Below are 20938 nucleotides of genomic sequence, written 5' to 3'. Positions count from 1 at the left end.
GCAGAAGCTCCCCCGCCGCGGAGCGGCAGAAGCTCCCCCGCCGCGGAGCGGCAGAAGCTCCCCCGCCGCGGAGCGGCAGAAGCTCCCCCGCCGCAGAGCGGCAGAAGCTCCCCCGCCGCAGAGCGGCAGAAGCTCCCCCGCCGCAGAGCGGCAGAAGCTCCCTTGCCCCGCGGCGGCAGGACCGGCATGTTCCGCCCCCTTTCCCGGGGGGTGGCGCAAGCTGCCGGCCCCGGCCGACCAGGGGACCCCAGATGCGCGTCAAGGACGTGAAGAAGGTTGTGCTCGCCTATTCCGGCGGGCTCGACACCAGCGTGATCCTGAAGTGGCTACAGACCACCTATAACTGCGAGGTGGTGACCTTCACCGCCGATCTCGGCCAAGGCGAGGAACTGGGCCCGGCGCGCGACAAGGCGCTGCTGCTCGGCATCAAGCCCGAGAACATCTTCGTCGACGACCTGCGCGAGACCTTCGTGAAGGACTTCGTTTTCCCGATGTTCCGGGCGAACGCGCTGTATGAGGGGATGTACCTGCTCGGCACCTCGATCGCCCGGCCGCTGATCTCCCAGCGCCAGATCGAGATCGCGGAGCAGGTCGGCGCCGATGCCGTGTCCCATGGCGCGACCGGCAAGGGCAACGACCAGGTCCGCTTCGAACTGTCCTATTACGCGCTGAAGCCGGACATCAAGATCATCGCCCCCTGGCGCGAATGGGAACTGACCAGCCGCACCGCGCTGATCAGCTTCGCCGAGCAGCACCAGATCCCGATCGCCAAGGACAAGCGCGGCGAGGCGCCGTTCTCGGTCGACGCCAACCTTCTGCATGCGTCCTCCGAGGGCAAGGTTCTCGAGGATCCGGCGCAGGAGGTGCCCGACTACGTCTATTCGCGCACGATCTCGCCCGAGGATGCGCCCGACAAGCCGACCTACATCACTGTCGACTTCGAAACCGGCGACGCCTGCGCGATCGACGGCGTGAAGATGTCGCCGGCGACGCTGCTGGCCAAGCTCAACGATCTCGGCCGCGACAACGGCATCGGCCGGCTCGATCTGGTCGAGAACCGCTTCGTCGGCATGAAGTCGCGCGGCATGTACGAGACGCCCGGCGGCACGATCCTGGCCGTCGCGCACCGCGCCATCGAGTCGATCACCCTCGACCGCGGCGCTGCCCATCTCAAGGACCAGATCATGCCGCAATATGCCGAGCTGATCTACAACGGCTTCTGGTTCTCACCCGAGCGCGAGATGCTGCAGGCGCTGATCGACAAGAGCCAAGAGTTCGTCGCGGGCCAGGTCCGCCTCAAGCTCTACAAGGGCGGCGTCCATGTCGTGGGCCGCTCGAGCCCCTACTCGCTCTACGACCAGGACCTCGTCACCTTCGAGGAAGGCGCCGTGGCTTACGACCATCGCGACGCCGCCGGCTTCATCAAGCTGAACGCGCTGCGCCTGCGCACGCTCGGCCAGCGCAAGAAGAAGCTCGGCCTCTGAGCTAGGCTTCCGGACTTAGACGACGCGATCACGGGCCGCCCCTTAGGCGGCCCTTTTCGTTTCCGCCCGCGTCTGCAGCACCGCCGGAAAATGCGTCTCCGCCCATTCGACGAGGCCGAGCAGCGGGCCGGCGAAGCTGCGCCCGAGCGGCGTCAGCGAATAGGTGACGCTGGGCGGGACGGTGGGCTGGACGTCGCGATGGACGAGGCCATCCGCCTCCAGGGTCCGCAGGGTCTGCGTCAGCATCCGCTTGGAGATGTCCGGGATCAGGCGATGCAGCGCGCTGAAGCGCCGGGGCCCGACCGCGAGCGCACAGATCATCAGGGTCGACCAGCGGTTGCCGATCTGGTCCAGCAGCCCGCGGACCGGGCAGCGATTGGGATCAAGACCCGCTGTCTGCCAGAGCTCGAATTTGGCGCCGAGTTCCACACAAGCGTCCATAGGGTTCCTCCACAGTAACCTGGTGACGCGAAAGTGCCGTCTTCCGGCGAGGCCGACCAGTCTCTATCTGAGACTGAGTTACCACAAGAGACCGGAGAGTTCCATGTCCCATCCTCTTTATGCCGTGACCGGCGCCAGCGGCCAGCTCGGCCGCCTCGCGGTCGCCACCCTCGCAGCGCGCGTCGGCGCCGCCGCCGTCGTGGCCATCGTCCGCGACCCCGCCCGGGCCGCCGGGCTGTTTCCCGCTGGTGTCGTCATCCGCGCGGGCGACTATGATCAGCCGGCTTCGCTCGAAGCGGCGTTCGCCGGCGTCGAGCGGCTGCTGCTGATCTCGTCCAACGCGATCGGCCAGCGCCTGGCCCAGCACCGCAATGCGATTGCGGCCGCCAAGCAGGTCGGTGTCGCCCGCATCGCCTATACGAGCGTGCTGCGTGCTGACATCTCGCCGCTGGGCCTCGCCGAAGAGCACCGCCAGACCGAGACGGCGCTGGTCGAGTCCGGCCTGCCGCACAGCCTGCTGCGGAACGGTTGGTACACGGAGAACTACGCCGCCTCGATCCCGCCCGCGCTCGCTCATGGCGCGCTGATCGGCAGCGCCGGTGACGGCCGTATCGCGAGCGCCTCGCGAGCCGACTATGCTGAAGCTGCCGCGGTTGCGCTGATCGGCGATCAGGGGCCTCGCGTCCTGCATGAACTGGCCGGCGACGCGTCCTATTCCCTGGCCGAGTTCGCGGCAGAGCTGTCGCGCCAGGCCGGGAAGACGGTCCCTTATGTCGACATGCCCGAGGCCGATTATCGCGGGGCGCTGCTGGGCGCGGGCCTGCCCGAGGGGCTCGCCTCCCTGCTCGCGGATTCCGACGCGGCTGCCGCCAAGGACGCGCTGAACGACGAGAGCCGTGCGCTCTCGCGCCTGATCGGCCGCCCGACGACACCCTTCGCGACGACGATCGCCGAGGCCCTGCGCGGCTGAGCGAGAACCAATCGACCTCTCGGGCGTTGGACAGCATCCACTCCCGAGAGGTTCGACATGATCCGCTTCGCCCAGACCGCGCTGCTCGCGGCTTGCCTGATCGCTCCGTCCGCCCAGGCCCAGACCGCGGGGCCGACTTCGGGCGCTCAGGCCGAAAAGCCGGCCTCGCCGTCGGTTGCGCTGTGCAAGAACGCCGCGCTGAGCACGCTCTCGGCGCGGGAGCCCGAGATCAAGGACATCTATGTCGATGAGGACGGCGCGACGATCGCCGTCTCGGAGACGAAGGTGGAGGACACGCCGGTGACGCGGATCATTATGGCCGAGGCCTATCTGCGGACCGACCGCTCGGACAAGCCGCGGCGCTTCCTCTGCCTGCTCGGCGAGAACGACAAGGTTCTGCTGACCTTCTTCACCGCGCGCTGAGCCCGGGCGGCCGACCCGCCTCAGGCGGACGGCTCGTCCACCACCCGCGTCGCCGGCCGGTCGCGGCCGTCAGCGAGTTCCTCGTGCCACTGCCCGTCCTTGTCCTGATAGACGATGCCATCGGTCGTTCCGGCCAGCGTCTGGCGGGCGGCGGCGGCGTTGGCGGCTTTCAGCGCCGCATCATGCGTGGGGTACGTCTCCGAGATGGCGCCGCCGGCCTTGTAGGCCCAGCCGCCATCATGCTCGACGATTTCATACCTGACCGTGACCATGCTGAGTCTCCTTGCTGAATGAAGGAGAACCCCAGGCCCGGCGAGGAGTTCCCTACTCCCCGCCCTCGTCGGCGGCCCGCAAGCCGTCGAGCACCGGCATGGAGGTGATGTGGTAACCGGCATCGACATGGTGGATGTCGCCGGTGACGCCGCCCGACAGATCCGACAGGTAGTACAGCGCCGAGCCGCCGATCTCGTCGAGCGAGACCGATTTGCGCAACGGCGAGTTGGCCCGCTGCCAGGAATACATCGCCCGCGCATCGGAAATGCCGGCGCCGGCCAGCGTCCGCACCGGCCCGGGAGAGAGCGCGTTCACACGGACGCCGCGCGGCCCGAAATCGCCGGCGAGATAGCGCACGCTCGCCTCCAGCGCCGCCTTGGCGACACCCATGACATTGTAGTTCGGCATGATCCGGGTCGAGCCGCCATAGGTCAGCGTGATCATGCTACCGCCATGGGGCATGCGCTGCGCGGCGCGCTTGGCAACCTCCGTGAAGGAGAAGCAGGAGATCACCATGGTGCGCGAGAAGTTTTCGCGGCTGGTGTCGGCGTAGAGGCCCTTGAGCTCGTTCTTGTCGGAGAAGCCGATGGCATGGACGATGAAGTCGAGTGTGTTGCGCTCCGGTTCGCCGCCCCAGGCCTCGTCCAGCGCGGCGAAGGTTGCGTCCACCGTGGCGATGTCCTCGACATCGCAGGGCAGCACCAGCGTCGAGCCGATGCTCTGCGCCAGCGGCTTCACGCGCTTGCCCAGCGCCTCGCCCTGATAGGTGAAGGCCATCTGCGCGCCATGGGCATGGAGCGTGCGCGCGATGCCCCAGGCGATCGAGTTCTGGTTGGCGACGCCCATGACGAGGCCGCGCTTGTTATGCATGAGGGGGAGCATGAGGGACCGTTCGGTTGTTTGGTCAGGAGGCGGTGAGGGCGGAAGGCAGGTCGGTCTGGCTGAAGTCGTTGCCTTTGAAGAGGATCGATGCTCCGGCGAGTTGCGCAGCCGCATAGGCGAAGCAATCGCCCATGTTCAGGGCCGCCGGGTGCCGGCCTTTGCCGAAACGGTCGAATGCCGCCAGTGCGCCATCAGCGTGCGCGGCTTCATGAGGCGCGACGCTGATCGCGCCTCGCGCCAGAAACTCCAGCACCGTCGCCTTGGCTAGATCGACCGCGACACCGCGCACCCGAACCAGGGCGACGGTCGCCTCATAGATCGCCAGCGGCGAGGTGAAGCGCCGATCAGGGCCTGTCAGCGGCTTACCGAATTGTTCGAAGCCAGCCTCTTCGAGAAGCACGGCGACAATGACCGAGGCATCGACATACATGCTAAATGTCGCCCGAAAGCTCGTCGTAGAATGCCTTGTCGGCCTTCAACCCGGTTTTGGGATAGGCCGCGACGCGCTGCTGCAAATCCCGTATGCGCTCCAGAAACGGCACGTTCTGGTCCATTTGGAGAAGCTCGTTCTGAACGGCCTGTTTCACCGCGTCGGTCAGGCTGACGCCTTTACGCGCCGCGAGTTCCCGCACGGCACGATCAGCCTCCGGATCACGAATATGAAAAGCCATCTCGGTTTCTCCGTCTAGACGAACGATATATCCGTCTAGACGCCACCCGTCACGCTACAAGTGCTTCTTCACCGCCGCCGCTGTGTCCTTCGAGGAGGCCAGCGGCACGATCTCGAAGCGGGCGAGATCGCCCCAGGCCAGCACCCATTCCTGCAGCTTGGTGACGTCGTCGCACTGCATCACCTGGAAACATCGCGCGAAGTCGGCCGAGATCCAGCTGTCGACATAAGTCAGGCCGTCCGGGATCATCCGGCCCTTCTCGTGGAAGCGGGCATAGATCTCCTTCACCCGCGCCTGGTCGAAATGCTCGATCACCATGAACAGCATCGGCCACCCCTCAGGCTTCGAGCTTCTTCATCACGATGGTGGCGTTAGTGCCGCCGAAGCCGAAGGAGTTCGAGAGAACGCAGCCGAGGCCCGCATTGTCGATGCGCTTGCGCACGATCGGCATGTCGGCGAAGGCCGGGTCGAGTTCGTCGATATGGGCGCTCTCGCAGATGAAGTCGTTGTTGAGCATCAGCAGCGAATAGATCGCCTCCTGCACGCCGGTGGCACCGAGCGAATGGCCGGTCAGCGACTTGGTCGCGGAGATCGGCGGGCTCTTCTCGCCGGCGCCAAAGACCTCGCGGATCGCCTCGATCTCCTTGGCGTCGCCGACCGGGGTCGAGGTGCCGTGCGGGTTGATGTAGTCGACCTTCGCGTTGACGCCCTGCAGCGCCATCCTCATGCAGCGCACGGCGCCCTCGCCCGAGGGGGCGACCATGTCGTAGCCGTCCGAGGTCGCGCCGTAGCCGACGATCTCACCATAGATTTTCGCGCCGCGCGCCTTGGCGTGCTCGAGTTCCTCGAGCACGACGACGCCAGCGCCGCCGGCGATGACGAAGCCGTCGCGGTTGACGTCATAGGCGCGCGAAGCCCGCGCCGGAGTGTCGTTGTAGTCGGTCGACATCGCGCCCATGGCGTCGAACAGGACCGACAGGGTCCAGTCCAGCTCCTCGCAGCCGCCGGCGAAGATGACGTCCTGCTTGCCCCACTGGATCAGCTCATAGGCATTGCCGATGCAGTGATTGGAGGTCGCGCAGGCCGAGGAGATCGAATAGTTCACGCCCTTGATCTTGAACCAGGTGGCGAGCGTCGCCGAGGCGGTCGAGGACATGCCCTTGGGCACCGCGAAGGGGCCGACCTTCTTGGACGAGCCGCTCTCGCGGGCCTTGTCGTAGGCGTCGATCAGGGCGCGGGTCGAGGGCCCGCCCGAGCCCATGACGATGCCGGTGCGCTCATGGCTGATCTCGCCCTGTTCAAGACCGGCATCCGCGATCGCCTGTTCCATCGCGACCTGGTTCCAGGCGGAGCCGCCGCCATGGAAACGCATGGCGCGACGGTCGAGCACGGTCGAGGGATCGAGCGTCGGAACGCCGGCGACGCGGCTGCGGAAACCATGCTCCGCGAAATCGGGCATGAAGGAGATGCCGGATTTCGCCTCATGCAGCGAGGACAGAACCTCCTGCGTGTTGTTGCCGATGGATGAGACGATGCCCATCCCGGTGACCACAACGCGTCTCATGCTCGCTTCTCCGGCTCCACCGCGCTGTTCCGGATGCTCCGCATCCGGCGCGCTTTTGTCGATACCGCGCAGATGGACCGCGCGGATGGCGCGCGCAAGGTCGCCGCGCGCTTTTCCTCAGGCCGTTTCAGGCTTGAACAGGCCGACGCGCATGTCGCTGACCGTGTAGATGCGCTTGCCGTCGGCCTCCAGCCAGCCATCGGCGATGCCGAGAACCAGCTTGGACTTGAAGACGCGCTTGAACTCGACGCCGTAGACGACCTGCTTGACCGATGGCAGCACCTGATCGGCGAACTTGACCTCGCCGACACCCAGTGCCCGGCCGCGGCCGGGCAGGCCGAGCCAGCCCAGGAAGAAGCCCGTCAACTGCCAGAGCGCATCGAGGCCCAGACAGCCCGGCATCACCGGATCGCCCTTGAAGTGGCAGTCGAAGAACCAGAGATCCGGCTTGATGTCGAATTCGGCGCGCACGAAGCCCTTGCCGTTGGGGCCGCCGTCCTCAGCGATCTCGGTGATGCGGTCGAACATCAGCATCGGCGGCAGCGGCAGTTGCGCATTGCCCGGCCCAAACAGCTCCCCGCGGCCACAGGCGAGGATCTCCTCGTAGCTGAAAGACGATTGGCGCTGCATACCGATTTCGCTCCATTCCGCTCGCCGGCCGGCGGCGTTCTTCCCGCCGTGCCTAACACGCCGCCGCGGGGGAACGAAAGGGCGCAGGGCAAGCCCGATTCCCCGCATCGGCCGTGGCTGCGGCCGCGCCACGCTTGCGAGCCTGCCTGAGAGGCCTTACATCCATTCTAAATGAAGCGCGGTGGCGCAGACGAATGGCACCGCACCAAAAGAGGCTTTGCCGGCGGCGATGAGCGATCTCACTTCCCACGAAGAGGGCTATGGATCGACCGCGCGCAAGGGCTGCCCGTTCCATGACATCCGGCAGCGGCTGCGGCGCGTGGGGCTTCGGCCGACGCGCCAGCGGGTCTCCCTCGGCTGGGTCTTGTTCGCCCGGGGCGACCGGCACATCAGCGCCGAGATGCTCTACGAAGAGGCGATGAAGGAGAAGATCCCGGTTTCGCTGGCGACGATCTACAACACGCTGCACCAGTTCACCCAGGCAGGGCTGCTGCGCGAGCTGGCGATCGACGGTGCCAAGACCTTCTTCGACACCGACAGCAGCGAACACCATCACTTCGTCGTCGATGGCGAGAACACGGTGATCGACATCCCCGCCGAGGCGGTCGATGTCGCGGCCCTTCCGGAGCCGCCCGCCGGCTACGAGATCGCCCGCGTCGATGTCGTGGTGCGCCTGCGCAAGATCGACTGAGCCGCCGGGCCAGGTCGACTGACGAGGCCTCAGTCGACCTTCTCGTTGGGATAGACGCCCCAGAGGCGGTCCTGGCGGAGATAGCCCTGGGTATCGCCGACGCTGATCCGGCACCAGGCTCCGGCGCAGGAGGCGACATTGGCGATGACGCCCGATTCGAGCCGCGCCACCACGGCCGAGCCCTCATCGGCGTCCTTGCGCAACGCAAAGCTCTCACCCTTGGCCTTCGACCATGGCGCCACCAGCGCGGTGCGCCGGCCCGACAGCAGGCTGTGCAGGACCCAGCCTTCCGAGCCGTCGGCATCCCGCACGCGCCGCCAGGTCTCGAACTCCGCGACGATCTCGACCGGCAGGCCGGCGCGCTGATAGACCCAGCGCGTGCGGTGCTCCTTCGACGGGCCCTCGCGCAGATTGACGCGATCGGTCTTCAGGCTGACATAGCGCGGCACCGGCAGACCGGTGACGGGCCCGGCCTGGAGGTCCTGGGCCTGAGCGACCGAACCCGTCGCCAACGCGGCAACCAGCGCCAGTCCGGCCCATACGCCCCGTCTCGTCACACCCGCCATCCGCTCGATCTCCATTCTGCAACTGCCGCAAAGATCCGGGGTACCCCCGGCGAAGGGTCATGTTGTCATCCGCCCCCACGCCACTTAGAGAACGGACGAGGCCGAGCGACGTTGCCGCCCATTCCTGAAGCCCTGCGGTTAATGGCGGGTTGAGGCCAAAAGGCGGCGGCGGCATCGGTCAGCGGAGGAGGAGGCGTTCATGCCGAAAAAGAAGCCGCTCGTCGTCGTCACGCGCAAGCTTCCCGCCGTGGTGGAAACGCGCATGCGCGAATTGTTCGATGCGCGCCTCAACATCGACGACACCCCGATGAGCCCGGCCGCCCTGGTCGAGGCCCTCAAGACCGCCGATGTCCTGGTGCCGACGGTGACGGACCGGATCGATGCCGGGCTGATCGCGCAGGCCGGAGACCAATTGCGCCTGATCGCCAATTTCGGCAACGGCGTCGACAATATCGACGTGGCCAGCGCGGTGCAGCGCGGGATCACCGTGACGAACACGCCCGGCGTGCTGACCGACGACACCGCCGACATGACCATCGCCCTGATCCTGGCGGTCGCGCGCCGCATCGCCGAGGGCGCGCGCATCATTCCCGACGATGAATGGGCCGGCTGGTCGCCGACCTGGATGCTGGGACGGCGCATCACCGGCAAGCGGCTCGGCATCGTCGGCATGGGCCGCATCGGCCAGGCCGTCGCCCGCCGTGCGGCGGCTTTCGGCCTCTCGATCCATTACCACAATCGGCGCCGGCTCGATGCCCGCATCGAGGAAAAGCTCGACGCGACCTATTGGGATTCGCTTGACCAGATGCTGGCGCGCATGGACATCGTCTCGGTCAACTGCCCGCACACCCCGGCGACCTACCATCTGCTCTCGGCGCGCCGGCTCAAGCTGCTGAAGCCGGACGCGATCCTGGTGAACACGGCGCGCGGCGAGATCGTCGACGAAAGCGCCCTCTCGCGGATGCTGGAGGCTGGCGAACTGGCCGGCGCCGGGCTCGACGTCTACGAAAGCGAACCGGCGGTCAATCCGCGCCTGCTCAAGCTCGCCCGCCAGCATCGCGTCGTCGTGCTGCCGCATATGGGCTCGGCCACCCATGAGGGCCGCGCCGAGATGGGCGAGAAGGTCATCGTCAACATCAAGACCTTCATGGACGGCCACAAGCCGCCCGACCGCGTGCTGCCGAGCATGCTCTGAGACCGGCAGATCGACGGGGTGCGGGACCTCAGGCCCGCAGCCGCGACACCAGCGCCGGCCACTGGCCGAAATCCTCGATGACCGCGAGCGCCCCGGCCTCCGCCAGGCGGGCTGCACTGCGCGGCCGGTCATGCGAGACACCGGTGAAGCCGACGACGCGCATGCCCGCCGCACGAGCCGCGCGGACCCCCGGCACCGAATCCTCGATGACCAGACAATCCTGCGGTGCCGCGCCCATCTGGGATGCCGCGTGGAGGAAGACATCCGGGTGAGGCTTGCCGCGCGCGACCTGCGAGGCGGAAAAGACATGCGGGTCGAACAGGTCGATCAGCCCGGTGATGGCGAGGTTGCGCCGCAGCGGCTCGAGGCTGGTCGAGGATGCGACGCAGCGCCGGCCGCCGATGGCGTCCAGCGCCTCGCGCACGCCCGGCAGCGCCCGCAATTCGGTCTCGAGGCGCAGCGCCACCTCATCCTCGATCTTCTGCTCGAAATCCGGCGGCAGCGCCCGACCATGCGCCGCCTCGATGATCTTGACGCCATCGGACCAGGGAATGCCGACGATGCTGTCGACGTAATGATCGAGGCTCCAATCGGTGAGGCCGAGCGCGTGGCAGGCGGCGAGGCTGACTTCGCCATAGAGCGTCTCGGTGTCGATCAGCGTGCCGTCGCAATCATAGATGACGAGTTCAGGCATCGTGACGCGCCAGGGCCGGTCTCGTCATGGCTCAGCCGTTCCGCGCCGTCTCGAACTGGCCGGTCTTGCGGAAGCGCCAGAGATAGGACGGCACGATCGCCTCGACCGAGACCGGCACGATGCCGAGCGCCTCGAAGCTGCGGCCCTGCGCCACGGCCTCGGCGGACACGACATTGTCGCTCTCCAGCAGCGTCACCTGATCGCGGGTCAGCTTCAGCGCATCCGGCAGAAGCCCCATCGTCAGCATGTCGACGGCCTCGAACAGCCGCGCCTGAATCCGCGCCAACGGGAACGGCAAGGGCACCAGCAGGCGCTTCCGGTCGGTGACCTCGCAGATGTAGGCCAGCAACTCGCGGAAGCTCTTCACCTCCGGGCCGCCGAGTTCGTAGATGCGCCCTTCCGGCACGCCGCCCTCGACGGCGCGCGCGACCGCCTCAGCCACATCGCCGACGAAGACGGGCTGGAACTTCGTCTCGCCCCCGCCGATCAGCGGCAGCATCGGCAGCATGCGCGCCAGCGACGCGAAGCGGTTGAAGAACGCATCTTCCGGACCAAACACGATCGAGGGCCGCAGCACGATAGCACCGGGGACGGCGGCCTGGACGGCAGCCTCCCCGTCCGCCTTGCTGCGGGCATAGAGGGAGGCCGAGTCGCGCGCGGCCCCGATCGCCGAGACCTGGACGAGCCGGGTGATCCCGGCCGCAGCGCAGGCCTGGGCCACGGCCCGTGCGCCGCCGGCCTGAACGCCGGAGAAACTCTGGCGGCCGCCCTCCTGCAGGATGCCGACGAGATTGACGACCGCAGCCGCCCCCTTGACCGCGGCCGCAACCGACTCCGGATAACGCAGGTTGGCCTGGACGGCATGGATCTGGCCGACCGTCCCGAGCGGCTGCAGGAAGCCCGCGAGATCGGGCCGGCGCACCGCGACGCGAACGCGATAGCCGCGCTTGACCAGGGCGCGCACGACATGGCGGCCCACGAAGCCGGAGCCACCGAACACCGTGACGAGTTGCTGGCTCGGAAGGGGCAGATCGTTCGCCATGGTCGGGGGCCTCGCGTGCTGGAATGGGAACGCTCGTAGAGCATTTCACCCCGCTCTGGAAAGCGCTTTACCGATCCTGGCTGCGACCCGTTGCCATCCCGCTGCGCCCGGTCATCGTCAAAGCTTCGTTAAGGCGAATGCGATACCGGTTGTCCATTCGTTCGGACAAGAAAACCGGGGAGCAGTGGTGTCGCCATGCGGGCGAAACTGCCCGACCGGGCGAGGGCCCTGGCTCCGCCGCCGACGAAACGGGAAACGGCCAGTCCGCGCCTGCGCTCCAAGAGCGCCAGCCATACCATGCCTGCCTCTGCCGCCTTCCCAATGCCTTTCCTCTCCGATTCCGCCCAGAAAGCTCAAGGCCGCTCCCATGCTGAAGCACGCCTCCATCGTGACGAAATTCACCGGCGTCGTCGCCCTGATGAGTGCGGTGGCCGTCGTCATCGCCATCGTCGGCTGGACCGGCCTGACGCAACTCAAGCGCTCCATGCTCGATGTCGAGCAGATCGGCGGTGTTGCGCGTGAGGCGATGGACCTGCGCATCGACATCATCGCCATCAGCCGGATGACTTACCAGCTTGCGCGCCAGCCCGAAAAGCACGCCGACTTCGCAACCGAATCCGAGCGCCGCATGAGCGAGATGCTGGCGCGTCTGCCGCTGCTCGAGAGCAACGCCGATGCCGAAGAGAAACGCCTGATCGGCGAAGTCCGCAGCAAGCTCGGCGGCTACTTCCAGCAGATCCGCGCGATGGTGGCAGCCTCGCGGAGCTCAACCTCCGACCGCTCCGCGGTCGAAGCCGCACTGGCGGCCTGCCTCGATGGGCAGAAGACCGTCACCGATGCCGTGAAGGCCTACACGACCTATTCCGGCAAGACGATCGAGGCGACCCGCGACACCGCGTTTTCGGCCGTCGATCGCTTCCTGGTCGTCCAGATCGTCGTTGCGGTCCTGGGCATTCTCGGCGGCCTGATTCTGAGCCTGTTCGTCGCACGGCGCGGCATCCTTCTGCCACTGCGGGGGTTGACCGGCACGATGGGGCGCATCGCCGCCGGCGATCTCGACAGCCCCGTCGATGGTGCCGACCGGCGCGACGAGATCGGCCAGATGGCGGCCTCGCTGCAGATCTTTCGCGACGACCTCGGCAAGGTCCGCGTTCTGGAGCAGCAGGAGCGTGCCGCCGCGGCGGCGCGTCTGGCCCGCGCGCAATCGATCGAGGCCGTGGTCTCCGATGTCGGTGAGGTCGTCGCGGCCGCTGCGGCGGGCGATTTCTCGGCGCGGCTGCAGATCGACCAGGCCGACGAGCAGATGCAGCGGCTCGTCTCGGGGATCAACGAGATCAACGCGGTGGTCGATTCGGCCACGACGGAATTCGCCACCGCGCTTTCGGCGGTGGCCGGCGGCGACCTGACGGTGCGGGTGGATTCGGCCTATCGCGGCAAGTTCGCGGAGCTGAAGAGCGCGATCAACGAGACCGTCGACCGGCTGTCCTCGACCGTGCGGACGATCCAGGTGACCTCGGCCGATGTCGGGCTGGCCGCCCGCGAGATCAACATGGGCGCCGACGACCTGTCCAAGCGCACCGAGGACCAGGCTTCCAGCCTCGAGGAGACGGCCGCCACCACGGAGGAACTCGCAGCCTCGGTGAAGGCGACCGCGCAGGCCTCGCGCCAGGCGGCCGCGATCGCGACCGAGGCGATGGAGGCCGCGCAGAATGGCGGCGCCATCGCCGGCCAGGCGGTCGATGCGATGTCGCGCATCGAGAGCGCGTCGACCAAGATCGCCGACATCATCCGGGTGATCGACGACATCGCCTTCCAGACCAATCTGCTGGCCCTGAATGCGGCGGTGGAAGCCGCCCGCGCCGGCGACGCCGGCAAGGGTTTTGCGGTCGTCGCCTCGGAGGTCCGCACGCTCGCCCAGCGCTCGAGCACGGCCGCCAAGGACATCTCGGCGCTGATCTCGTCCTCCAACAGCGAGGTCGGCGAGGGCGTGAAGCTGGTGCGCCAGGCCGGCGAGGCGCTGGAGCAGATCCTCACGGCCTCGAAGAAGGTGGCGTCGACCATCGCGGAAATCTCCGCGGCGTCCGGCGAGCAGGCCAGCGGCATCGACGAGATGAGCCAGGCGGTCGCGCATCTCGACGAGATGACCCAGCAGAACGCCGCGCTGTCGGAACAGAGCGCGGCCTCGGCCGGCTCGCTCTCGGGCCGCATCGCCCAGCTCAACGACCTCGTCGCCGCCTTCAAGACCGGGCCGGAGGGCGCAAGCGCCGTCCGCGCTTATCCGCAGCACGGCAACACCCGCCGCGCCGCCTGACGGGGGCCTTTTCCGCCGCGGCACCGAGAGCCGCGGCGTCAAATGCAAACGATCGCCAACAAATCGTCCCGCAGGCGTTGACAGGCCCGCAGCGCCTCCGTAAACGAACGGCCGTTGCCCAGGTGGCGGAATTGGTAGACGCACCAGCTTCAGGTGCTGGCGCTCGCAAGGGCGTGGAGGTTCGAGTCCTCTCCTGGGCACCACTTTTCTTTGGGGACTACCAACCTCAAAGACTTATGCCAGATCAGGGTGTTGCGCTTAAGAGACCGTGTTACAACGGTGTGCAACAATGCTCTACAGACTGGTCCGTTCGGTGAAGCGACGAGACTCTTCGCAGCTCCAATTTACGCAACGGATTCCTGCCGATGTGCAGCTCCGCGCTGGTGGCCTGAAGCTATCCATTCCGCTTGGTCCGGACGCCTTCCACCACACCACAATCTCATACAAGTCGCAGGCGATTCGTTTCTCTCTGCGGACCCGAGACCCCAGCGAAGCGAAGGTCCGGCAGGGCACAGCGGCGGCGTTCCTTGAGGAGGTCTGGCGTGGTCTACGAGCAACTAAGCCGCTCGCCCTCACCCACCGGCAGGCCACCGCTCTAGCCGGCGAACTTTACCGCGCTTGGGCCTCAGAGGGTCCGCATGAGCGAACCATTGCGATTGTTCACACGCCATCTGGGTGGGTGCGGGACTACGCACTGCCGGCGGAGCAGGAAGCTGGCTTTCGGGCAGCCGTGGAGCGGCTTGATGCCAGCACCGAGTCAGCCGAACTGGAGACGCTTCTAGCCCCGATCGTGGACCGCCTGTTGCTTGCTCGTGGCATCGCAGCGGTAGACGCGCCGTCACGCATCATGCTCCTGGAGGCCTTCGCGGCGGCTTTGCGCGACGCCTTCAGCAACCGAGCGCGAAATGCGGCCGGGGACTATTCCCCCGATCCCAAAGCCGAGCGGTTCCCGGAGTGGCAGCCCCCGAACCAACCCAAGGCCGACGCAACATCTGCTGCGAAGGTCTCGCTCAAAGGCATCGTGGAGGATTGGTGGAAGGAGGCCAAAGCGACAGGCCGGAAGCCCAGCACCTATGAGAGCTACCGCAACACGATGGCATCGTTGGTGGCGTTTCTGGGGCTTGACGATGCCGCCCGCCTGACACCGGAGAAGGTCATCGACTTCAAAGACCACCGCCTCAGCACGCCTAACCCAAGGACTGGTAAGCCTATTTCCGCGAAGACTGTGAAGGATAGCGACCTAGCGGGCCTCAAGACGGTCTTCGGGTGGGCCGTCTCAAACCGCAAGATGGCCATCAACCCTGCGGCGGGCATTACCATCAAGCTCGGGAAGGCGAAGAAGCTCCGATCCAAGGGGTTCACCGATAGCGAGGCGAGTGCTCTCCTCAGGGTTGCCCGCGCATACAGGAATCCCGAGGAGACACCAAAGACCGTGGCGGCCAAGCGATGGGTGCCTTGGCTCTGCGCCTACACGGGTGCCCGGGTCGGGGAGCTGGCGCAGCTCAGAAAGCAGGACCTTCGCGAAGAGGCCGGGCACTGGGTCATCCACATCACCCCCGAGGCTGGCACGGTAAAGACTGACGAAGCGCGAGACGTTGTCCTGCATCCGCACCTCGTGGAGGAGGGCTTCGTCAAGTTTGCGCAAGACGCGGCCTCCGGGCATCTCTTCCTGCGGATTGGCAAGGAGGGCGAAGTCCGTGGGCCGCTGCGGGGTCTCAAGAACCGTCTTGCCGAGGCCGCCCGAGAGACTGTCAAAGACCCTCTAGTGATGCCCAACCATGGCTGGCGGCACCGCTTCAAGACGGCGGCCCGATCAGTAGGCATAGACAGCCGCATCCTGGACGCCATCCAAGGTCACGCCCCGAGGACGGCAGGCGACGACTATGGCGATGTGACGGTGGCAGCGATGGCGATGGCGATGGCGAAGCTTCCTCGGGTCGATCTCAATGCCGAGATGGGGAGTGAGTGACATGCCCAACAACGCTTTTACATTCGTGGTCAGCCTAGCCGCCCTCCCGCTGCTCGGCGGTGCTGTGCTCCTGCTGGCCAACGCCCTCTGGCATACCGCGACCGCTCCCACCACGCCGAAATGGCAGACCTTCCTTTGGTTCTCGGCGGTCGGGTACGCACTGTTCCGCTTGCCCGAATTCGGTGCCGCCCTCTCCTCCGGCTGGTAACCCGTGAGCACCTGAAGCAAGCCCCCCCGTGCACGAGCAGATGCCGGGGTCTTGCGCCCGAAGGTGACCTCGGGTCGGACTTGGGGCCGGGGGAGGACCGGCCATCGCACAAGCGTCGCCTCCCCGGTCCGCCTCCTCGCGAGGAAGCTAGTAGCTGGCGAACCGCTTGTCTTCGATCTCCAGCGCCGTCCTCACTAGGCTGAGGTGGTCCGGTAGCGAGACCGGGAGACCGGCCTTAAGGTGGTTGCGCAGCCAATACCATTCGACCGCTTCGTAGAACTCCTTGCGTCCAACTCTCGGCACGCGGGAGGGTTTATCTTCCCGCCAAAACTCGCGCACGCTGTGTTTAGACAGACCCCGGCGAGAAAGGTTGTGATAGTCGGGGCGCGGGCCTTGAGCAGGGTGCTGCTTGGCGACCTCCCAAGGCTGGGCATCGGTGAGGATGCGCAGCACGTGGATGGCGCGGTTCTTGGGCTCGGCCACCCGGAACTTCGGATAAGTCAGTCCTTGCCCGGTGTCGTTGCAGCTAAGGCCCATGCCGAACGCCGTGCCCAGTGTAATAGCGCAAAAGGCCAGGGGGTCGAGGTAGCGGAGATTGCGGCCGTGAATCGAAACGCCCACCTGAAGCTGCCCCTCCCGAGTAGCAAGTTCGACATGGGTGATCGGCCCGTGAGCTGGCGCAACAAGCAATAGCTTCGCGTCCGGCTCCGGGTAATGTTCGGGGTCTGCGGCCTGCCTGATGTAGGCGGCAACGGCCTCGTAGCCGGCTGGGGTGAGATACTTGGGGTGTGTCATGCGGGGGTCCTCGGGGTTTGCTTGGGATGGTGCCGGGAGCGTCCCGGTGGCGTCATGGCTCCGCCCTCCCTCTGCTTTGGGCAGTGGGGTGCTTTGAGTGGGCTCAAAGGTGGGATGTTGGGTGGAGCCTTGAGGGCTGTGGTCGGTGGTGCGCCGCCTCATCCCTGCCCCGGACTACAGATGTGAACTGCCGGGAGGGTTGCTTTGGCTCACGCAGGTCCGTCATTGCAAGCAAAGGCGCAAGTGCGGCTGAAAGACCCCGTGCTTGAAGTAACCGAGTTGCAGGCGACAGATAGTGCCTGACACGGGAGGGGTGGGGTCGCTGCGGGAAGCTAACCTGGGGCCAAGGGGAGTGTCGCACCTAAGCCTGACAGGGCGTTCCTATCATATGGTAAGACAATTATACGCGCCCCCGACTACCTTCTCATATGGGACGACAATTGCGTGAGACTTCGCGCACCTATCATTGGATAAGAGAATTGATTGCTTGATGATCTGGGCGGACCGCGCTTCCCATATGGTGTCTAGATTGATACTGCGGGTGCCTCCTCATAGGAAAAGACAATTATCTTTGCTCAGCCGCCCTCACACCGCTGTTTCAAAGCCTACACTGCACGTCCCTTTCATATGGTGCGGGAATTGAAGCGGAAACAGTCGAGCGGTTATTGCCTGCTTAAAGCGGGCCCGGAGCCGTGCCGCGAGCCATTTACGATGCCGGGACTTGATAAAGAAGCCCGTGCCGGCCTCCAGGTGCTCAGCCGCGAGAAGGTGCTGGTGATGGTAGGAGCCGGTTGCTGAGGAGCGGAAGGCCGGGACCACAATCCTTCGATGACTCAAAGTCCCGTGCCGGGGTCCGCGCTGAGACCTTTCGCGGGCCCAATGTGGCCGAGAACCCGCGACACCTGCACTGCCGCCCAGACCGTGCCGCCGCGCGGGGTCGGTATGCCGCGAGCGGTGAGGCCTTTGGCGATGCCCGTTAGCGACGTAACTCCGACTTCGCGCAACTCCGCTACAACCGGCGCTATGTCTCGGCCCCGGGATTGGGCTCGTGCGCTCTGTGCCGCTCTCCCGGCCTCCTGGGCGGCATCCGTGAGCTTAACGCCGCGATTGCCTCCAAGCTTCTTCCCGCGCCGCTTGGCGGCCTCCAGAGCGGCTTTGGTGCGTGCCGAGATGAGTCCGGCTTCCAACTCTGCCACGGCGGCCATCTGCTGGAGGATGAAGCGCCCAGTGGCACCTTCGATTTTCGGGAGATCGCAGAACCGCACATCCACGCCACTCTCAAGGATGTGCTCTAGAAACCCCTTGGAACGGGCAAGACGATCCACCTTAGCGACAATGAGCGGCACGCGATGGAGCCGGGCTCTATGCAGGGCCTTATGAAGCTCGGGGCGCTGCGACTTCCTGCCGCTCTCCACCTCAGTGAATTCTGCAAGGATACGCCAAGCTCCACCGTTGAGATAGGCCTCAACCGCCGCACGCTGGGCCTCCAGCCCTAGGCCCGAAGCGCCCTGCCGCGACGTGGAGACGCGATAGTAAGCGACGAAATCCCCATCAGCCATCGCCCGATCCTTTACAAGCCAATCAACGGTCGTTGACACGGATGTAAATCATAACAGGATGTCGGTCAATCAGGTTAGCAGTGGCGCACGGGGCACGGCGCGATGGGGGCGGCATTAGAGAGGAGGTGCTAACACGATTTGGACTGGGGTGCCGGCACGGGGGGAAACGCCGCTGCGGTCACACATGGTAGGCCACTCACATGGCTACCCTGGGGGGTAGTTCGGCTGCAAGGCCTTAGGCGTAGCTGGGCGGGGGCGTCTGTGACTCCGGGACCTCCGGGCTCAGACGGCATAGGGGCCCGGACTTTTCATGGCCGCACTCGCATGCGCCACTTGGCTGATCGCGTCGCGCGTCGGCGAGAGCCTGGATGCACTTCAAACTTGAGGCTTACCTTGGTCAAGCTCAATCAACCACCGCAGGTGCGACGTACCCGCCCCTAGTAAGAGCACGGTCAATTCAAGCGGCGGTTGCGCCGGCTCCGCCTGGGCTTGCCCATGGCGATAGAACTGCGCAGCAGCAAGCCACTCCTTAAGTTCATTGACGAGGCGCGTAGCTGCTTCCAGGGCTGGTTGATCAGCACCATATCGCGCCTGAACCGACGGCAATAGGTGGGTCCCTATTTCTTCAGCACCGATGCGGCGGGCGGCGCTGAAGCTGAGCTTGAAGACAATTTCAACCGCTTCCACAATGCTACGGATAGCCTGCTTGCCATCAGGCGCGGTTGCGGCAAGTGCCTGATAAGCGCTTTCAAATGCAGCCCTGGCTGCCCCGTAGCGGATATGATCGAGGCCGCTGAGTGCGGCCCCCCGGCCTATTTCAAACGCTTCATCGACACGCAGCCGAACCACACCCTCTTCGTCTAAACGGTATCGCATATTCTGGCGGTCGAATATAAACTGCACGTCACTACGCCACGAAGCTTTCGCTCTATGCTGCCCCAAATTACCTAAAGCGACATCAGTTAAGGTGACCAGATCGAGAATGTCTCGTAGCTCGCCACGTTCGAAGAATCGCTGCCAGTTATAACCGTAGTCGGCTGGGGGTACTTGCCCTCCCGTGGTTCGCGCGAGCAATTCAGCGGTTTCTTGGCGGGCGGCATCTGAAGGGTGCGCCTCGAAGGCGGCGAGGAGCTGCACTCTCATCCGCACAGAATCGTCCTGGAGTGCCGTTGGCCGGAGATAGAGTTCGCTAAACGTCAGCATTCTTCCCTCTACTCCAGACCTCTCCCTTATCTTTTCGACGGCTATGCGCAAAAGCCAAGTGCTTGACCCCGCGTCGTCCCCATTGTTTGTTCGAAACGGTCTCCATACCATGGCTGCCAGAACCTACTGCGTCGCCCTCCCCATACTCCGCACGGAACACGGGCAGCTGACCCGAGGCGCGTCGAGGCACTCAAGGAGCGGCAGGCGCGAGAGCCGAGCATTAAGTCCTGCATGCCCCCCGGAGCCGTCACCTTCTCATGAACCGGAGAGCCGGCCTCAGGGGAATTTGGGGACGTCGTGGTGATCTCAGGGCATGGTGTGCTGCCGGGAGCTGCCGGACCTTCAGGCACAGGTCCTAAATGCCGCAGTTCGCGCATGTCACTCTTCGACAGGAAGCGCCGTCAACTGCATACAGTCCCTAAGACGCTTTTTTGATTAGGCTGGGCCCCACGTAGTCATCAGCGGGCGGGTTGCAGGCATCCCAAAATCCATCGATGACCGCCAGCATTTCCTTTCGCGAGAACCTTCGTATGAATTGACCTCCTCTGTATTCGAGGACTAAATTAAACCCATCGAACCGCGATATCAGAGCTTCTCTGGTAAGGGCATCTTCGGAATTGCCGCTTCGTGCTATCTTTGCCATCACGCGAAGCCATTTTCCGCTTGGCATTTTTTCGCAGGACCCGAGTTCAATGTAAGTTTCTACTTGTCCGTTCCGCTGCACATCGACGAGTATGGGCAGTCGCTCACCTGAATTGCGAGACTGGATGTAGGCGGCTGTGGGAAAGATATCTCGCCCCCAATTCGCTCGGACCTCGGCCTGGAACCAATGAGTCAGGACCGGTCTCCCACTTCCACAGGAGCCGCCTAAGAAATTGGAAAATCTCCACGATGTTCGCCAGATCGGCCATTTGTAGCGAGCGAGGTATCTTGGCTCGTAATTTGGATGGGTTGCGCCTTTGGCCCATGAGTTGAGAACGAAAACCAGGAAAACTAGCGATAAAAGACTCAACGTGATAATTAATCCCATTACCGGCCAAGGAGCCGATCTTAAATACTCCCACGATTCTAGGAAAAGCGCTCCCGTGAAGATCGAGCCAAGAAAGGGAAAACCGTACTTTCCAGCAGCGCTAGCGGAAGCTTGCCGCAACCAAATCCACATAGCTCACCTTGGCGATTTTTGAGCAATTTTTTTGCGAAGCAGCCGACAAATCATGAGAACCTCGATCTGTAAGCGCAACCCGATTATCTGATACAAGAAGCTAGACGGACAACGAAGAATTTGCCAGGCACCAGCCATTTCCTTCGCGCGTTACTCGGCATAGCAGATGTAGATGTGTGATGCGCGGGGGGGGGGGGGGGGGGGG

The 20938-nt window shown here is 65.1% G+C and carries 22 protein-coding genes and 1 tRNA gene; 9 read left to right on the top strand and 14 right to left on the bottom strand.

Annotated features, from left to right (window positions below; genetic code table 11):
- Nucleotides 1-251: 251 nt before the first annotated feature.
- Nucleotides 252-1484 (top strand): argininosuccinate synthase, encoded by a 1233-nt coding sequence (locus Q8S30_RS18465; RefSeq protein ID WP_305667490.1) that lies wholly within the window; start codon nt 252-254, stop codon nt 1482-1484.
- A 42-nt stretch (nt 1485-1526) separates the two neighbouring features.
- Here Q8S30_RS18465 and Q8S30_RS18460 read toward each other — a convergent pair whose 3' ends face one another.
- Nucleotides 1527-1925, bottom strand: a complete 399-nt coding sequence (locus tag Q8S30_RS18460; protein WP_305667489.1) for a helix-turn-helix domain-containing protein — start codon at nt 1923-1925, stop codon at nt 1527-1529.
- Nucleotides 1926-2028: 103 nt separating this feature from the next.
- On the opposite strand from Q8S30_RS18460, the gene Q8S30_RS18455 reads away from it, so the two are divergent.
- Nucleotides 2029-2895, top strand: a complete 867-nt coding sequence (locus Q8S30_RS18455) for an NAD(P)H-binding protein (protein WP_305667488.1) — start codon at nt 2029-2031, stop codon at nt 2893-2895.
- 57 nt (nt 2896-2952) lie between these two features.
- Complete coding sequence (locus Q8S30_RS18450; protein ID WP_305667487.1) at nt 2953-3318, top strand: hypothetical protein; 366 nt, start codon at nt 2953-2955, stop codon at nt 3316-3318.
- Nucleotides 3319-3338: 20 nt separating this feature from the next.
- Here the strand turns inward: Q8S30_RS18450 and Q8S30_RS18445 are convergent, their stop codons facing one another.
- From Q8S30_RS18445 to fabA, 7 genes are all read right to left on the bottom strand, one after another.
- On the bottom strand, nt 3339-3590 hold the full coding sequence (locus Q8S30_RS18445) for a DUF2188 domain-containing protein (RefSeq protein ID WP_305667486.1): 252 nt from the start codon (nt 3588-3590) through the stop codon (nt 3339-3341).
- A gap of 52 nt (nt 3591-3642) precedes the next feature.
- Nucleotides 3643-4473 (bottom strand): enoyl-ACP reductase FabI, encoded by an 831-nt coding sequence (fabI, locus tag Q8S30_RS18440; protein ID WP_305667485.1) that lies wholly within the window; start codon nt 4471-4473, stop codon nt 3643-3645.
- Between the two features lie 22 nt (nt 4474-4495).
- Nucleotides 4496-4903 carry a type II toxin-antitoxin system VapC family toxin gene (locus Q8S30_RS18435; protein WP_305667484.1) on the bottom strand — a complete coding sequence of 136 codons (408 nt, stop codon included), beginning with the start codon at nt 4901-4903 and terminating at the stop codon, nt 4496-4498.
- 1 nt (nt 4904) lies between these two features.
- Nucleotides 4905-5144: a type II toxin-antitoxin system VapB family antitoxin gene (locus tag Q8S30_RS18430; protein WP_305667483.1), complete on the bottom strand. Its 240-nt coding sequence runs from the start codon at nt 5142-5144 to the stop codon at nt 4905-4907.
- 54 nt (nt 5145-5198) lie between these two features.
- A complete protein-coding gene (locus Q8S30_RS18425; RefSeq protein WP_067992283.1) occupies nt 5199-5471 on the bottom strand; it encodes a DUF3303 domain-containing protein in 273 nt (90 codons plus the stop codon).
- A 10-nt stretch (nt 5472-5481) separates the two neighbouring features.
- Nucleotides 5482-6708, bottom strand: coding sequence for a beta-ketoacyl-ACP synthase I (gene fabB, locus Q8S30_RS18420; RefSeq protein WP_305667482.1), 1227 nt, complete (start codon nt 6706-6708; stop codon nt 5482-5484).
- A 117-nt stretch (nt 6709-6825) separates the two neighbouring features.
- On the bottom strand, nt 6826-7338 hold the full coding sequence (gene fabA / locus Q8S30_RS18415; RefSeq protein WP_305667481.1) for a 3-hydroxyacyl-[acyl-carrier-protein] dehydratase FabA: 513 nt from the start codon (nt 7336-7338) through the stop codon (nt 6826-6828).
- A gap of 229 nt (nt 7339-7567) precedes the next feature.
- On the opposite strand from fabA, the gene irr reads away from it, so the two are divergent.
- Nucleotides 7568-8029 (top strand): Fur family transcriptional regulator Irr, encoded by a 462-nt coding sequence (irr, locus tag Q8S30_RS18410; protein ID WP_305667480.1) that lies wholly within the window; start codon nt 7568-7570, stop codon nt 8027-8029.
- A 29-nt stretch (nt 8030-8058) separates the two neighbouring features.
- On the opposite strand, the gene Q8S30_RS18405 is transcribed toward irr, so the two are convergent.
- Nucleotides 8059-8610 (bottom strand): SH3 domain-containing protein, encoded by a 552-nt coding sequence (locus Q8S30_RS18405; RefSeq protein WP_305667479.1) that lies wholly within the window; start codon nt 8608-8610, stop codon nt 8059-8061.
- A 184-nt stretch (nt 8611-8794) separates the two neighbouring features.
- On the opposite strand from Q8S30_RS18405, the gene Q8S30_RS18400 reads away from it, so the two are divergent.
- Nucleotides 8795-9790 carry a D-glycerate dehydrogenase gene (locus tag Q8S30_RS18400; RefSeq protein WP_305667478.1) on the top strand — a complete coding sequence of 332 codons (996 nt, stop codon included), beginning with the start codon at nt 8795-8797 and terminating at the stop codon, nt 9788-9790.
- Nucleotides 9791-9818: 28 nt separating this feature from the next.
- Here Q8S30_RS18400 and Q8S30_RS18395 read toward each other — a convergent pair whose 3' ends face one another.
- Together Q8S30_RS18395 and Q8S30_RS18390 are read right to left on the bottom strand one after the other, a co-directional pair.
- Nucleotides 9819-10484, bottom strand: coding sequence for an HAD family phosphatase (locus Q8S30_RS18395; protein ID WP_305667477.1), 666 nt, complete (start codon nt 10482-10484; stop codon nt 9819-9821).
- Nucleotides 10485-10515: 31 nt separating this feature from the next.
- Nucleotides 10516-11526, bottom strand: coding sequence for a complex I NDUFA9 subunit family protein (locus tag Q8S30_RS18390; RefSeq protein WP_305667476.1), 1011 nt, complete (start codon nt 11524-11526; stop codon nt 10516-10518).
- A gap of 367 nt (nt 11527-11893) precedes the next feature.
- On the opposite strand from Q8S30_RS18390, the gene Q8S30_RS18385 reads away from it, so the two are divergent.
- From Q8S30_RS18385 to Q8S30_RS18370, 4 genes are all read left to right on the top strand, one after another.
- Nucleotides 11894-13837 (top strand): methyl-accepting chemotaxis protein, encoded by a 1944-nt coding sequence (locus Q8S30_RS18385; RefSeq protein WP_305667475.1) that lies wholly within the window; start codon nt 11894-11896, stop codon nt 13835-13837.
- 116 nt (nt 13838-13953) lie between these two features.
- Nucleotides 13954-14040: transfer RNA gene (locus tag Q8S30_RS18380), tRNA-Leu, on the top strand.
- A gap of 86 nt (nt 14041-14126) precedes the next feature.
- A complete protein-coding gene (locus tag Q8S30_RS18375) occupies nt 14127-15806 on the top strand; it encodes a DUF6538 domain-containing protein (RefSeq protein ID WP_305667474.1) in 1680 nt (559 codons plus the stop codon).
- A gap of 1 nt (nt 15807) precedes the next feature.
- Nucleotides 15808-16014, top strand: a complete 207-nt coding sequence (locus Q8S30_RS18370) for a hypothetical protein (RefSeq protein WP_305667473.1) — start codon at nt 15808-15810, stop codon at nt 16012-16014.
- Nucleotides 16015-16161: 147 nt separating this feature from the next.
- Here Q8S30_RS18370 and Q8S30_RS18365 read toward each other — a convergent pair whose 3' ends face one another.
- From Q8S30_RS18365 to Q8S30_RS18355, 3 genes are all read right to left on the bottom strand, one after another.
- On the bottom strand, nt 16162-16809 hold the full coding sequence (locus tag Q8S30_RS18365; RefSeq protein WP_305667472.1) for a hypothetical protein: 648 nt from the start codon (nt 16807-16809) through the stop codon (nt 16162-16164).
- An 833-nt stretch (nt 16810-17642) separates the two neighbouring features.
- Nucleotides 17643-18368 (bottom strand): recombinase family protein, encoded by a 726-nt coding sequence (locus Q8S30_RS18360; protein WP_305667471.1) that lies wholly within the window; start codon nt 18366-18368, stop codon nt 17643-17645.
- A 375-nt stretch (nt 18369-18743) separates the two neighbouring features.
- Nucleotides 18744-19571 carry a hypothetical protein gene (locus tag Q8S30_RS18355; protein ID WP_305667470.1) on the bottom strand — a complete coding sequence of 276 codons (828 nt, stop codon included), beginning with the start codon at nt 19569-19571 and terminating at the stop codon, nt 18744-18746.
- Nucleotides 19572-20938: the final 1367 nt, after the last annotated feature.

The sequence above is a fragment of the Frigidibacter sp. genome (assembly GCF_030695035.1).
Taxonomy (GTDB): Bacteria; Pseudomonadota; Alphaproteobacteria; order Rhodobacterales; family Rhodobacteraceae; genus Frigidibacter.
This window is presented reverse-complemented; position numbering and strand designations above follow the sequence as displayed.